Raw genomic sequence first — 12,944 nt, 5'->3', positions numbered from 1 at the left:
CGGCGCCCTCCGCGAGGGCGGTAGTACCATTCTGGTATGGCCATGACCGTTCGCCTTCCTCCCGAGCTCGATGCCGCCCTGGAGAAGCTCGCCGCGGCACGCCACACCTCCAAGCACGCGCTGCTCATCGATGCGACCAGCAGGTTCGTTGCAGAGTCGCGCAAGACCGAGCGGGTTCTCGCGGCCGTCGACGACATCGGAATCGACTACGCCGAGGCCATCCGTCGCCTCGAAGACGCGTGACCGACTATCTCGAGCCGGAGCAGGCCATCGCCGTCGTCGAGCACCTCGGCCTCCACGTTCGCGACAGAGGTCTGCTGTTCTCGGCGATCGCGCGACCCGGCGCGAGCATGCTCGGCGTGGATGCGTATCCCACTCTCGAGGCGAAGGCCGCCGCTCTCTTCAGCTCGCTGGCGCAGAACCATCCTCTGTTCGACGGCAACAAGAGGCTGTCGTTATTCCTCACTTTCGCCTTCCTGAGGATCAACGGGCGCCGAGTCACGTTCACCAACGATGAGGCCTTCGACCTCGTGCTCGATGTCGCCCAGAGCCGGATCGATCTCGACGACCTCGCGGAACGGATACGACTCCACACGACCGATCTCTGATCCTTCGCGCCGGAGCGTTCGCGTGCCACACTCGATCCCATGGGATTCTTCGTCCGCGTCCTCGTCAACGCGTTCGCGATCTGGATCGTGACATTGCTGCCCGCCCTGGGGGTGGTGCTCGTGCCGTTCGCCCCCGGCGAGTGGTTCCAGGTGGCCCTCACGCTGCTCGTGGTCGGTGCGATCTTCGCGATCGTCAACTCGGTGATCGGCACCATCGTCAAGGTGTTGGCGATCCCTCTCTACATCCTGACTCTCGGCCTCATCTCTTTCGTCATCAACGGGTTCCTGCTGTGGCTCACCGCGTGGATCACCGGCTTCTGGAACTGGGGTCTGCGGGTCGACGGGTTCTGGCTGACCGTGCTGGCAGCGCTCGTCATCGGCATCATCAACTGGATCGCCGGCCTCATCCTGCGCCCGCGCCCGCGGGAGCGCCGGGACTGACCCGCTCGGCGACGTATTCGGCCGCCTCGCCCCATCGGGCCTCGCCCAGCGACGCGAACACGTCGCGGATCGCCGTCGTGCGCGGATCGGCCGATGCGTCGATCAGCGCCGCCGTCTCGGTGTACGCGGTCAGACCGTGCGCGGGCAGTCGCAGGTCGTGGAGTCCCGCCGCGGGGTCGGCGAGACGTTCGACCACGAAGCTCCCGGGTGCACCGACCCCGGTCACGTGACCTCCGGACTGCAGGGCCGAGACCGGGTCGTCGGTGTGGCGCACGCTGACGCCGAGGATGTCGGCGCCGAGGTCGGCCTGCACCGGCGAGCCGAACGACACCAGCGTGCGGGTGTCGTAGTCGCCCTCGAGCGCGAGCCGTTCTAGCACCACCGCCCCCTGCGAGTGTCCGAACGCGTGCACGACGTCGCCGTCGCGCACCCCCGCATCGTCGAGTGCAGCCGTGACGGAGTCGTACGAGGCGCTCCGCCGACCCGTGTAGAGCTCGAGATTCGAACGGTTGTCGAAGGGCTCGCTCACCCCTCCCGAGCGGGTGCCCGCGACGTACACCGCGAACTGCCGGGTGCCGTCGGCCATCGTGTAGCGCTCGACCCTCACCTGCGCCGCGCTTCCCGAGGGGATACGGGATGCGGCGTCGGCGAGTGATGACGGAGATGTCGCCGCTGCCGGCACGGTCGGCATGACGTGCACGGGCACCGCCGACCCCGGCGCCAGGCGCGAGTTCCTCGGGATCGCGCCAAGACCTACGGCGTCGACCACGCCGTAGGCGGCGGGAACGGCCAGCCACGGGTTCATCGGCCCGAGGCCCTGCATCGCCCTGAGCGCCTGGGCGGAGAGCTCGCCGTGCACGGGTGGACGGTTCTCGAGCACGAGGTCGGCAGCGCCCATCGCGGTGGGCTCGTCGAGCCACAGCCGGCTGCGCCGAGCATCGATCAGGTCGACGCGCGCGGTGTCGCCGGCCGCCAGGGCGGCGACGCGTTCGATGTGCAACTCCACCGCCTCGTAGAGGGCCGCCGCCGACGTGACCGCGTCGAGGATCTCGTCACCCTCCTGCCGCGCACGCTCGAGCACGGCGCGCAGGACAGTCGCATCGAGCACGGCGGCGAACGTCGACGGCTGGCCCTGCGCGACGAGGCGCACCGCCGCGTCCATCTGGGCGATGGTCTCATCCAGGTCGCCGACGAGCGCCCGCAGCCGCGTCGCCAGCCGGTGCAGCGACTCGGAGTCGACCTCGACGAGCGCGCCGCTTCGTATCGTGATCTCGGTCACGGGAGCGCAGCCGCCGCACGGGCCTGGAGATCGGCACGCGCACGCGCGACAGAGTCGGCGAGGTCGTCGACGCGCCCCTGGGCGGTGGCCAACGACTCCCGCCACCGCTCGAGGCGTTCGTGGCACGCGCGTGCCGAGGGAGCACGCCAATCCGCCTCGGCGACGACCGGGGCCACGCGTACTCTCAGATCGCCGAGCCGCCCGTGCAGGTCGCGCAGGAGACCCGCCGCCTCCTCCAGCGCCTCGAGGGATCGAACGGTGCCGGCGGAGAGCGTGACATCGATGAACATCCGTACAGGGTGGCGCGTCGCGCCGTCGCGCCAGCCCGGGACCGGCGCTATCGGGAGGGCTGACGCGGGAAGGTCGCCTGTGCAGGAGGCGAGGCGCGCACCAGAATGGAGGGGTGAGTGCCCGAGACGCCCAGACCTTCCGCGTCGTCTTCGTGTGCAGCGGCAACATCTGCCGCTCGCCCATGGCCGCCGAGGTCTTCCGTGAGCTGGCGGAGTCCGCCGGTCTCGGCGATCGCATCGTCTCCACGAGCGCGGGCACCGGCGACTGGCACGTGGGCGAACGGGCCGACCACCGCACGATCGAGGCGCTTCATCGGCGAGGGTACGACGGAGCCCGCCACCGCGCCCGGCAGTTCACCGCCGCAGACTTCGCCGACAACGATCTCGTGGTCGCCCTCGACCACACGCACGAGCGCATCCTCCGCGGCTGGGCGCACGACGAGTCGGAGGCCGGGAAGGTGTCCCTCCTCATGACGTTCGACCCGGCGGCGAAGACGACCGACGTCCCCGACCCCTACTACGCGGGCCCGGCGATGTTCGATGAGGTGCTCGGTATGATCGAGGGCGCGAGCCGAGCCCTCTTCCGCCAGCTCGAACCCGCGATCCGTTCCGCGGTCTGAACGCCCGGCCGCTCCATCGCCCGCCCCTCTGCTCGCTCGAACTCTCGGAGCCTCTCGTGACTTCTCTGCCCCCACAGCCGCTGAGCCCCCTCGACGGCCGCTACCAGAAGACCGTCGCCCCCCTCGCCGACTACCTCTCCGAGGCCGGCCTGAACCGCGCGCGCGTCGAGGTCGAGGTCGAGTGGCTGATCGCACTGACCGACCGATCGCTCTTCGGCACCTCGCCGCTCTCCGAGGCCGACAAGACCCGTCTGCGGGCGCTCTACGTCGACTTCGGCCAGAACGACATCGACTGGCTCGCCGAGCGGGAGGCCGTCACCCGCCACGACGTGAAGGCCGTCGAGTACCTCGTGCGCGACCGTCTCGCGACGCTGGGGCTCGACGGCATCGCCGAGCTCACGCACTTCGCCTGCACCAGCGAAGACATCAACTCCGCGTCGTACGCCCTCACGGTGCAGCGCGCGGTCACCCGGGTGTGGCTCCCGAAGCTCTACGCGGTGATCGACACACTGACGGCGATGGCCGCCGCCCACCGCGACGCACCGATGCTCGCGCGCACGCACGGCCAGCCCGCCACCCCCACCACGATGGGCAAGGAGATCGGCGTGTTCGCGTGGCGGTTGCGCCGCATCGCGCGTCAGATCGAAGCATCCGACTACCTGGCGAAGTTCTCCGGTGCGACAGGCACCTGGTCGGCCCACGTCGCCGCCGACCCCGCCGTCGACTGGCCCGAGCTGACCACGGCGTTCATCGAGTCGCTCGGCATCTCGGCCAACCCGGTGACGACCCAGATCGAGTCACACGACTGGCAGGTGGAGCTCTACGACCGCGCGCGGCACGCCGGCGGCATCCTCCACAACCTCGCGACCGATGTGTGGACCTACATCTCGCTCGGCTACTTCACGCAGATCCCCGTCGCCGGGGCGACCGGCTCGTCGACGATGCCGCACAAGATCAACCCGATCCGGTTCGAGAACGCCGAGGCCAACCTCGAGATCGCGGGCGGGCTCTTCGCGACCCTCGCGCAGACGCTCGTGACCTCGCGCCTCCAGCGCGACCTCACCGACTCGACGACGCAGCGCAACATCGGCGTCGCCTTCGGCCACTCCCTTCTCGCGCTCGACAACCTCCAGCGCGGGCTCGGCGAGATCTCGCTCGCGCCCGACGTGCTGCTCGCCGACCTCGACGCCAACTGGGAGGTGCTCGCCGAAGCGATCCAGACGGTCGTCCGCGCCGAGATCGCCGCCGGCCGCTCGCAGATCACCGACCCGTACGCGCTGCTGAAGGATCTCACCCGCGGGCGCCGCGTCGGCGCGGCGGATCTCGCGGACTTCGTGCGCGGCCTCGATATCGGCGATGCCGCCAAGGCGCGCCTGCTCGACCTCACCCCCGCGACCTACACCGGCCTCGCCTCTTCGACGGTGGACCGGCTCTGACGCTCGGACGCTGACCGCGAGACCCCGTCCGCGCGGCGAGACCCCGACATTCCGACCGGGTCTCGGCGCGCGGACGCGGTATCGCGGTCAGGTGCGGGGCTTGTCGCCCTCCGGCGCGTCGGACGCGGGCGAGGTCTTCTCGTCGTCGGGCGGGAGCAGCACAGGACGATCGAGAGTCTTGCCGACCTGAGCCGGGTCGACCGCGAGCAGCAGCAGCGCCACGACGACGAGCACCACGATGAACGTCACTCCCGCGGCGATGGCCGCGATGACGAGAGCGCGTTCGATCTGATCGCCCGGCTTCGACTGGAAGAAGCCCATCGACACGAGCGTCACGATGCCGGCGAAGAGGGCGCAGACGAACGCGAGTCCGAGCAGCTGCACGGGCTTCATGAGGTCGCGACGGGTGGGGCGGTCGGTCACGGGATGCTCCTATCGGCCGGGCTCGGGGCAGGCGCCCGGCGAGGTGAGAACCCCGCGATGCCGAGGAACACCGCGACGATCGCGGCGTATCCGCCGAAGACGCCCACCGCGATCGTGATTCCCGTCAGGGTGAACGATCGCCCGGCGTCTTCGATGTAGTAGTCGAGGGCGTACCCGGGCTGCACGAGCAGCAGGGCGAGCCCGAGCACGATGGTGAGCACACCGATCGTCAGACCGTCGCGCGAGGCGGAGCGCGCAGCATCCGCTCGTCCGCGGTAGGCCACGACCGCCTCGACGATGCCGGTGACGAGCGCCCACGAGATCACGATCGCGAAGAAGGTGGCGGTGCTGCGCCACGGGCCGATGCTCGCGGCGAGCCCGGCGAGCAGCGTGAGCACGGCCAGCAGCACCGACGCACCCCGCTGCCCGGCGGGGAAGACGAGCCACGCCGCGACGGCGAACACGATTCCCGTGGCGATCGCGAAACCGCTGAACACCGCGAGGCCTACCGCCGACGAGTGATCCGGCGAGAAGGTCACCATGATCGCCGCGATCGCCGCGAAGGCGGCGCGGGCGAGCTGAAGATGCCGCACGTCGAGCGTGCGGGCGGATGCGGCAGGGGTCACGGCAGATCCAGGAGAGGCGGAGAGAATACCCCCAGTCTACGTCTGCGCGCCATCGCGACGTCGGGAGGTCCGTCGACGTCGAAGCGCTACGACCCGATCTCGGCGAACGCGCGCACCGGGAACGTGCCGAACCCTTCGAACGCCGGGGGCGCGGCCGTGAAGCGCGCGCCCTGTTCGGGCACGTCGCCCAGGCGGGTCAGGTGCTCCACCACGTGGATGCCCGCGCCGAGCAGGAGGGTGTGGGCCGGTCGCTCGCCGCCCGACTCCGTGTCATCGATGTTGAGCGCGTCGATGCCGACGAGGGTCGCACCCTGCTCGATCAGCCACCGCGTCGCGTCCGCGGTGAGGTAGGGCGACCCGACGGCGTAGTCGGGCGTGCCGAAGAGGCGGTCCCACCCGGTGTGGAGCAGCACCGCGGCACCTCGCACATCGCGGTCGGCGAGCGCGGCGACCCCGATGCCGCGGTTCTGCGCGTCCCAGGCGTCTTCGAGGTGGAACACCTCTGCCCGCAGACCCACGAGGGTGGCGAGGTCGAGGCCGGCCAGGTCGGAGCCGGAGGAATAGCGGTGATAGGGCGAATCGAGGTAGGTGCCCGTGTTTCCGATCATCGTGACGATGTCCATGGCGAACTCGGTGCCGGGCGCGTACTTCCCGCGGGAGCCCTCGTGCGTCATGTGGGGGGTGATCACCGGCGCGGGCAGCCCGGGGTAGGTCACGAGCCCGGCTCGGATGGGGTGGCTCAGGTCGACGATGCGGCGGGTGTTCTCGGGCATGAAGCCCACGCTAGGGCTCCGTGTCGGCGCCGGCTGACCGCACCTCGGACAGATGCCGACCGATGCCTGCCATCCGTCGATCACGAATCGAGAAGCACGTGCGGACGTTGCGCCCTACCCTGAGTCCCACATCACCATCCATCCGGGGAGAAGATCGTCATGGCCGAATCGACGAAGTCGGGGTTCACACCCGAGGAGCGCGCCGCGATACGAGAGCACGCGCGCGAGCTGAAAGCCGCGAAGAAGGGCGAGGACGCCGAGAAGGCCGTGCTGGCGGCGATCGACAAGATGGCCGAGGAGGATCGTGAGATCGCTCTGCGCCTGCACGAGATCGTGCGCGCGGTCGCTCCGGGTCTTGCCCCGAAGACCTTCTACGGCTCGCCCGGCTGGGCGAAAGACGGCAAGGTCGTTCTGTTCTTCCAGGACAAGTCGAAGTTCAAGACCCGCTACTCGACCCTCGGCTTCCAGGAGACGGCGGCGCTCGATGACGGCGACTTCTGGCCTACGTCGTTCGCGGTGGCGGGCTGGTCGCCGGCCGTGGAGAAGGAGATCACCCGGCTCGTGGAGCGGGCCGCGCGCTGACCCCTCAGCGCGGGCGCGGTGCGGGCGGCGGCGGAACGGGCTTGGCCGCGATGATGTCGGAGACCGCGATCCGTTCGACGCCGCGCTTGCCGTCGACGACCACGGTGTCGGCGTCTGCGCTGAGCAGTTCGCCGAGCGCGTCGGTGGCCTGCCCGGTCGGGAGCAGGTAGCGCACCACCACCCGGTTGCCCGGGGCGGGCAGCCTCACCACGAGCCGGGCGCGTAGTCCTTGAGGAAGACGCCGAAGAGGTCTTCGCCGGCTTCACCGCGCACGATCGGGTCGTAGACCCGCGCAGCACCGTCGACGAGGTCGAGCGGGGCGTGGAAACCCTCCTCGGCGAGCCGCACCTTGGTCGGGTGGGGTCGCTCGTCGGTGATCCACCCGGTGTCGACGCTCGTCATGAGGATGCCGTCGGTCTCGAACATCTCGCGCGCGCTCGTGCGGGTGAGCATGTTCACGGCGGCCTTGGCCATGTTGGTGTGCGGGTGGCCGGGGCCCTTGTAGCCGCGGCCGAACACGCCCTCCATGGCGCTGACGTTGACGATGTAGGTGCGGGCCGCGGGGCTCGCCGCCATCGACGCGCGCAGCTTCGAGATCAACAGGAACGGGGCCGTGGTGTTGGCGAGCTGCACCTCGAGCATCTCGAGCGGGTCGACCTCGTCGACGCGCTGGGTCCACGAGTTGACGTCGTGCAGGTCGGGCACGAGGCCGCCGGCATCGATCGCGGTGCCCGCCGCGAGCCGTTCGAGCGAGCTGGATCCTGCCGCCATGGCCTGCTCGGTGAGCTCGTCGGCCCGCGAGGCCGCGGCGGCGAGCACGGGGTGCGCAGCGACGGAGCGCTCGAGGGCCTGCGGGTGCTGGTCGTTGGTGTGCCCGAACGTGACCAGCTCGGGCAGCGGTCCGTCGGGGAGCGGTGCGAGCTCGGCGTCGACGAGCGGCTGGTAGGCGCCGGTCGAACGGCGCACCGTCTGGGTGGCGTTGTTGATGAGGATGTCGAGGGTGCCGGATGCGGCGACGTCGTCGGCGAGTCCGATCACCTGAGCGGGGTCGCGGAGGTCGATGCCGACGATCTTGAGACGGTGGAGCCAGTCGCCCGAGTCGGGGAGGCTGCTGAACCGCCGCACCGCATCGCGCGGGAACCGGGTGGTGATGGTGGTGTGCGCACCGTCGCGGAGCAGTCGCAGCGCGATGTACATGCCGATCTTCGCCCGGCCGCCGGTGAGCAGCGCCCGTCGCCCGGTGAGGTCGGTGCGGGCGTCGCGCTTGGCGTGACTCATCGCCGCGCAGTCGGGGCACAGCTGGTGGTAGAAGGCGTCGACCAGCGTGTACGGCTGCTTGCAGATGTAGCATCCGCGGGCCTTGAGCAGGGTTCCCGCGGTCGGGGCCGTGGTCGCGGTGCTGATCGGGATGCCGCGGGTCTCGTCGTCGATGCGATCGGGTGCCCCGGTGGCGGTCGCGGCGATCACGCTGCGGTCGGCCTCGGCGATCGCTTCGCGGATCTCGCGCCGACGCTCTTTCTTGACCGCCTTGAACATGTGGGCCGTGGCCCGACGCACCTGGATGAAGTCGGGGTGCGTCTGATCGATCCGGGCCATCCGCGCGAGCACATCGAGCGTCACCGCGAGTTCGGCGGGGTCGATTCCGCTCGGCTGGCGGTCGTCAGGGGCATCGGAGGGCACACGAGATTCTACGTTGGGCCGGTCGGGCGCAGCATCCGCCCCCTGCACCGGGAGTGCCCAGGTCTGCTCGATAGCCTCGAGGCGACCCGATGGCGGGCGCGGACGAGGGAGCAGTACCCGCTGAGCGACAAGACTGACTCGGAAGGTTCGTCATGTCGTGGATCATTCTGGTCGCCTCCGGTGTTCTCGAGGCGGTGTGGGCGTCGGCGCTGGCCGCGTCGAAGGGCTTCCGTCGGCCCCGGCCGACGATCCTGTTCGTCGTCGCGCTCGTCATCAGCATGGTGGGGCTCGCGTTCGCGATGAACGACCTGCCCACCGGTACCGCCTACGCCGTCTGGGTCGGAATCGGGGCCAGTCTCACCGTGCTCTGGGCCATCGTGACCAGGAAGGAGCGCGCCTCGACCGCGCGCATCCTGCTCATCCTCCTGCTGGTCGCGTCGGTCATCGGCCTGAAGGCGGTGAGCTGAGATGGCGTGGTCGATCCTCATCGCCAGCGCCGTCCTCGAAGCCGTGTGGGCCACGGCCCTCGGCCGATCCGAAGGCTTCACGCAGCCGCTCCCGACGATCGTGTTCGTCGTCGCGCTCGTCGCCAGCATGATCGGGCTCGCGAAAGCCTCGGAGCGCATCCCCATCGGCACGGCCTACGCCGTGTGGGTCGGCATCGGTGCGGTGCTCACCGTGGGGTGGGCGACCGTCACCGGCGAGGAGCCGCTGTCCTGGGGCAGAGCGATCTTCATCGCGGGCATCGCCGTCGCCGTCGTCGGGCTCAAACTCGTCCCCGCGCAACGTGGTGATGCCGGGAAGGATCCGGGCGCCTGACGCCGCGCCGCATCCGCCTCAGCCGGCGTCGGCCTTGCGCTCTTCGCGCTTGCGCCCGGCGCGGGCGACGAAGAAGAGCACCGAACCGATCGCGATGTACGCCAGGGCTCCGAGCCACACCACGCCGGTCTGCTGGGTGAGCAGCACGATGCTCGCGATGATGGCGAGCACCGGCACGACCCGCGGTACCGAGAAGTGCTTGTGGTCGACCTTGTCCTTCTTGAGCACGAGCACGCTGACGTTCGCCGAGAGGAAGACCAGCAGGAGCAGCAGCACCGTCGTCTCGGCCAACGTCGCGACATCGCCCAGGAAGGTGAGGCCGATCGTCGCCACGGCGACGACCACGATCGACACCCACGGGGTGCGACGGTTCGGGAGCACGCGCGAGAACGCCTTCGGGAGCAGACCGGATTCGGCCAGGCCGTACCCGACACGGCTGGCCATCACCATGAACAGCAGCGCGCCGTTGGCGATCGCGACGAGCGCGATGAGTCCGAACAGCCACGGGGGCAGCGCGATGCCGGTCGCGGCCACCACGTCGAGGAGGGGTCCGGTCGAGGACGCCAGGTCGGCGGCGGGGAGGATCATCGCCGCGCCGAGTGCGATCAGCAGGTAGACGATCGCAGCGGTGCCGATCGCGCCGAACAGGGCGCGCGGGTAGGCCTTGGAGGGGTTCTTCACCTCTTCGGCCATGTTCGCGGCCGCCTCGAATCCGAGGAAGGAGAAGAACGCGATGATGGATGCCGCGAACACGCCCTCCACGGGCGCCTTGTCGGGCGAGAACTCGAGGAGGCGAGCCGGGTCGCCTCCTCCACCACCGATGAAGACGGCGGCCAGGACGATGACGATGACGAGGCCCGACACCTCGATCACCGACGCGATGAGGTTGGCGCCGAGAGATTCGCGGACGCCGCGGAGGTTGATCAGCGTCAGCAGGATGATGAACACCACGGCCGTCGGTGCCGCAGGCACGTCGATGATCGCGGCGAGGTAGTCGCCGGCGAACGCGTTCGCCAGCGCGGCGGCAGTCGTGATGCCCGAGGCCATCATGAGGAAGCCAACGAGGAACGACACGTACGGCACCCCGAACGCCCGATCGGCGTAGCGCGCCGCACCGCCCGCGTGCGGGTACTTCGTGATGAGCTCGGCGTAGGTGCCCGCCGTGAGCAGGGCGATGATCAGCGCGACGACCAGCGGAAGCCAGATGACTCCGCCGACATCACCGGCCATGGAACCGACGAGGGTGTAGATGCCCGCGCCGAGCGTGTCTCCGACGATGAACGCGAACAGCAACGGGGTGCCGACTGCCCGCTTGAGGCCAGACGGCGCTGCGGGCTCGGTGGCGGTGGTGTCGTTGGTCATCGTGCTACTCGACCGGGTGAGGAACGACGATGCAAGCCCTCGTGCGCGATCCGTGCGCGTGGGGTATACGCCCCTGCCGTTACTGGTCGACGAGCACGATCTCCGACAGCGGGCGACGCACGCGCGGCGCGGTCTCCCGCGCGATCAGCGTCTCATCGCCCAGGGCCTCCGCCGGGGCGAGCGCACCGACGGCCGTGACCGTGAGGGGGCGGATGCGGGTGGGCAGATCGAACGCGGCCGACACCGCGTCGGCATCGAAGCCGCCCATGGTGTGCACGTGGAGCCCGCTCGCGTGCGCCTGAATGCTGAAGTGGGCCATGGCCTGCCCCAGGTCGTACTGCGCCCACGGACGGGGCTCGCCCTCGGGGCCGGCCTGCTCGTAGGCGGCGACCACGAGCGCTCCCGCCGAGCCCGCCCAGACCCCGTTGAATCCGGCGAGGGTGGCGGCGATCCGGGCGAAGGCCTCGGTTCCGCGGCGGGCGACGATGAAGCGCCAGGGCTGCGAGTTCGCTGCGGACGAGGACCAGCGTGCGGCCTCGATGGCAGCGGCGAGCTTCTGCTCGTCGATCGTCTCGTCGGCGACGAACGAGCGGGGGCTCCAGCGCTCGGCCAGGACGGGAAGGATGGGGGTATCGGTGCGGGCGGCGCGATCGGTGATGGTGTCGGTGCTCATGACGTGCTCCTCGGGCCATGTCGTCTGAATCGCGCCCCGTCGAGCGATCGGCGCTGATGCGCCATGGTGTGGAACAGCGAACGGTCGGGTCTATTCCCGCGCATACGAAAGTCTCGTCGCCCCCCGTTACACAGGAAGGGTTGGTACGGTCCAGGGGTCGGCATCTCGCGGGCGTCAGGGAAGACAGCTCGGTTTCGTCGCCTCCTCTGAGATATCAGGGGAGCATCATGACTCATTCCGCCACGGCCGTCGTCTACTGCGAGGGCAATTTCGGGCGCCAAGACGGCAAGACGGCCAACGGCCTCGTGCGTCACTCGGAGAAGTACGAGATCGTCAGCGTGATCGACAGCACTCTCGCCGGCAGCGACGCCGGCGTGGCGCTCGGCGATCCCGTGTCGGGCATCCCCGTCGTCGCCGATCTCGGCGACGCGATCGTTCACGCCGGGCGCGTCCCCGACACGATGATCTTCGGCATGGCGCCTGCCGGCGGACTGCTGAACCCCACCCAGCGCACCGACCTCCTCGACGCCATCGCGTCGGGCATGAACCTCGTCAACGGGCTGCACGAGTTCCTCAACGACGATGCGGAGTTCGCCTCGGCCGCCCTTCTCGCCGGGGTGACGATCACCGACGTACGACGGACGAAGGACAAGAAGGATCTGCGCCTGTTCACCGGCGAGATCTTCGACGTGACCTGTCCTCGCGTGGCCGTTCTCGGAACCGACGGCGCGATCGGCAAGCGAACAACGACCACCCTGCTGGTCGAGGCGCTCATCGCCCGCGGCATCAAGGCCGTCATGATCGGCACCGGTCAGACCGCGCTCATCCAGGGCGCCCGCTACGCCGTCGCTCTCGACGCCACGGTTCCGCAGTACTGCTCGGGCGAGGTCGAAGGCCAGGTCGTCTCGGCGTTCCACGACGAGAACCCCGACATCATCGTCGTCGAAGGCCAGGGAGCGCTCAGCCACCCGGCGTACCTGACGTCGGCCTACATCCTGCGCGGCGCCCGCCCCGACGGCGTCATCGTGCAGCACGCACCTCTGCGCGGCACGCTCGGCGACTACCCGGCCATCCCGATGCCGACCGCGGCGAGCGAGATCGCCCTGATCGAGGCGTTCGCACGTACCCGCGTGATCGGCGTCACGATCAACCACGAGAACATGACCGACCAGCAGGTCACCGACGCCATCGACGAGTACGAGCTCGAATTCGGCGTGCCGGCGACCGACCCGCTGACGCGGCCGATCGACCAGCTCGTCGAGATGGTGTTCCAGGCCTACCCCGCCCTTCGCGAGCGGGCGGTGCTCGCCGCGACCTGACCTCGGCCGACCC

18 protein-coding genes and 1 riboswitch are annotated in these 12,944 nt (G+C 69.8%); of the genes, 9 read left to right on the top strand and 9 right to left on the bottom strand.

Translation table 11 applies throughout. From position 1 onward, the window contains the following. Positions 1 to 36: 36 nt before the first annotated feature. Genes FVP77_RS12075 through FVP77_RS12065 form a run of 3 tightly spaced genes read left to right on the top strand, consistent with a single transcriptional unit; the run spans position 37 to position 1,049 of the window. Positions 37 to 243, top strand: coding sequence for a ribbon-helix-helix protein, CopG family (locus FVP77_RS12075; protein ID WP_147894845.1), 207 nt, complete (start codon positions 37 to 39; stop codon positions 241 to 243). Further along, positions 240 to 608: a type II toxin-antitoxin system death-on-curing family toxin gene (locus FVP77_RS12070; RefSeq protein ID WP_147894844.1), complete on the top strand. Its 369-nt coding sequence runs from the start codon at positions 240 to 242 to the stop codon at positions 606 to 608. The genes FVP77_RS12075 and FVP77_RS12070 overlap by 4 nt, the downstream gene beginning before the upstream one ends. A 39-nt stretch (positions 609 to 647) precedes the next feature. Beyond that, positions 648 to 1,049, top strand: coding sequence for a phage holin family protein (locus FVP77_RS12065; RefSeq protein ID WP_147894843.1), 402 nt, complete (start codon positions 648 to 650; stop codon positions 1,047 to 1,049). Here FVP77_RS12065 and FVP77_RS12060 read toward each other — a convergent pair. Both FVP77_RS12060 and FVP77_RS12055 read right to left on the bottom strand, forming a co-directional pair. Next, the gene (locus tag FVP77_RS12060; RefSeq protein WP_147894842.1) at positions 1,012 to 2,328 is read right to left on the bottom strand and encodes a hypothetical protein; all 1,317 of its coding nucleotides are present in this window, start codon (positions 2,326 to 2,328) and stop codon (positions 1,012 to 1,014) included. The two genes, FVP77_RS12065 and FVP77_RS12060, sit on opposite strands and share 38 nt — an antisense overlap. Further along, entirely contained in the window at positions 2,325 to 2,618 is a 294-nt protein-coding gene (locus tag FVP77_RS12055; RefSeq protein ID WP_147894841.1) for a hypothetical protein, read from the bottom strand. The genes FVP77_RS12060 and FVP77_RS12055 overlap by 4 nt, the downstream gene beginning before the upstream one ends. 113 nt (positions 2,619 to 2,731) lie before the next feature. Here FVP77_RS12055 and FVP77_RS12050 point away from each other — a divergent pair, with 113 nt between their 5' ends. Beyond that, positions 2,732 to 3,238, top strand: coding sequence for a low molecular weight protein-tyrosine-phosphatase (locus FVP77_RS12050; RefSeq protein ID WP_147894840.1), 507 nt, complete (start codon positions 2,732 to 2,734; stop codon positions 3,236 to 3,238). Positions 3,239 to 3,294: 56 nt separating this feature from the next. Continuing rightward, entirely contained in the window at positions 3,295 to 4,674 is a 1,380-nt protein-coding gene (purB, locus tag FVP77_RS12045; protein ID WP_147894839.1) for an adenylosuccinate lyase, read from the top strand. An 87-nt stretch (positions 4,675 to 4,761) separates the two neighbouring features. On the opposite strand, the gene FVP77_RS12040 is transcribed toward purB, so the two are convergent. From FVP77_RS12040 to FVP77_RS12030, 3 genes are all read right to left on the bottom strand, one after another. After that, positions 4,762 to 5,097 (bottom strand): amino acid transporter, encoded by a 336-nt coding sequence (locus FVP77_RS12040; protein ID WP_246134092.1) that lies wholly within the window; start codon positions 5,095 to 5,097, stop codon positions 4,762 to 4,764. Next, entirely contained in the window at positions 5,094 to 5,723 is a 630-nt protein-coding gene (locus FVP77_RS12035) for an acyl-CoA synthetase (protein WP_187266924.1), read from the bottom strand. Before FVP77_RS12035 ends, FVP77_RS12040 begins: the two co-directional genes overlap by 4 nt. An 86-nt stretch (positions 5,724 to 5,809) precedes the next feature. Then, complete coding sequence (locus FVP77_RS12030) at positions 5,810 to 6,496, bottom strand: cyclase family protein (RefSeq protein ID WP_147894837.1); 687 nt, start codon at positions 6,494 to 6,496, stop codon at positions 5,810 to 5,812. Between the two features lie 159 nt (positions 6,497 to 6,655). Between FVP77_RS12030 and FVP77_RS12025 the strand changes: the two genes are divergently transcribed. Next, positions 6,656 to 7,078, top strand: a complete 423-nt coding sequence (locus FVP77_RS12025) for an iron chaperone (RefSeq protein WP_147894836.1) — start codon at positions 6,656 to 6,658, stop codon at positions 7,076 to 7,078. A gap of 4 nt (positions 7,079 to 7,082) precedes the next feature. Here the strand turns inward: FVP77_RS12025 and FVP77_RS12020 are convergent, their stop codons facing one another. Beyond that, positions 7,083 to 7,289 (bottom strand): putative acetyltransferase, encoded by a 207-nt coding sequence (locus FVP77_RS12020; protein ID WP_187267016.1) that lies wholly within the window; start codon positions 7,287 to 7,289, stop codon positions 7,083 to 7,085. Next, positions 7,283 to 8,758 (bottom strand): SDR family oxidoreductase, encoded by a 1,476-nt coding sequence (locus FVP77_RS12015; protein WP_147894835.1) that lies wholly within the window; start codon positions 8,756 to 8,758, stop codon positions 7,283 to 7,285. The genes FVP77_RS12020 and FVP77_RS12015 overlap by 7 nt, the downstream gene beginning before the upstream one ends. An 80-nt stretch (positions 8,759 to 8,838) precedes the next feature. Continuing rightward, positions 8,839 to 8,901: riboswitch (guanidine-III (ykkC-III) riboswitch) on the top strand. A 9-nt stretch (positions 8,902 to 8,910) separates the two neighbouring features. On the opposite strand from FVP77_RS12015, the gene FVP77_RS12010 reads away from it, so the two are divergent. Both FVP77_RS12010 and FVP77_RS12005 read left to right on the top strand, forming a co-directional pair. Further along, positions 8,911 to 9,225, top strand: a complete 315-nt coding sequence (locus tag FVP77_RS12010; RefSeq protein WP_147894834.1) for a DMT family transporter — start codon at positions 8,911 to 8,913, stop codon at positions 9,223 to 9,225. 1 nt (position 9,226) lies between these two features. Further along, positions 9,227 to 9,577, top strand: coding sequence for a DMT family transporter (locus tag FVP77_RS12005; RefSeq protein WP_147894833.1), 351 nt, complete (start codon positions 9,227 to 9,229; stop codon positions 9,575 to 9,577). Between the two features lie 18 nt (positions 9,578 to 9,595). On the opposite strand, the gene FVP77_RS12000 is transcribed toward FVP77_RS12005, so the two are convergent. Both FVP77_RS12000 and FVP77_RS11995 read right to left on the bottom strand, forming a co-directional pair. Next, positions 9,596 to 10,939: an APC family permease gene (locus tag FVP77_RS12000; RefSeq protein WP_147894832.1), complete on the bottom strand. Its 1,344-nt coding sequence runs from the start codon at positions 10,937 to 10,939 to the stop codon at positions 9,596 to 9,598. 79 nt (positions 10,940 to 11,018) lie between these two features. Beyond that, a complete protein-coding gene (locus tag FVP77_RS11995) occupies positions 11,019 to 11,612 on the bottom strand; it encodes a nitroreductase family protein (protein WP_147894831.1) in 594 nt (197 codons plus the stop codon). A 227-nt stretch (positions 11,613 to 11,839) separates the two neighbouring features. Here FVP77_RS11995 and FVP77_RS11990 point away from each other — a divergent pair, with 227 nt between their 5' ends. Further along, positions 11,840 to 12,931, top strand: coding sequence for an N-acetyltransferase DgcN family protein (locus tag FVP77_RS11990; protein ID WP_147894830.1), 1,092 nt, complete (start codon positions 11,840 to 11,842; stop codon positions 12,929 to 12,931). Positions 12,932 to 12,944: the final 13 nt, after the last annotated feature.

The sequence above is a fragment of the Microbacterium hatanonis genome (assembly GCF_008017415.1).
Lineage (GTDB): Bacteria > Actinomycetota > Actinomycetes > Actinomycetales > Microbacteriaceae > Microbacterium > Microbacterium hatanonis.
Note: the sequence above shows the minus strand (reverse complement) of the source record. Positions and strands in the feature narration are given on the sequence as shown.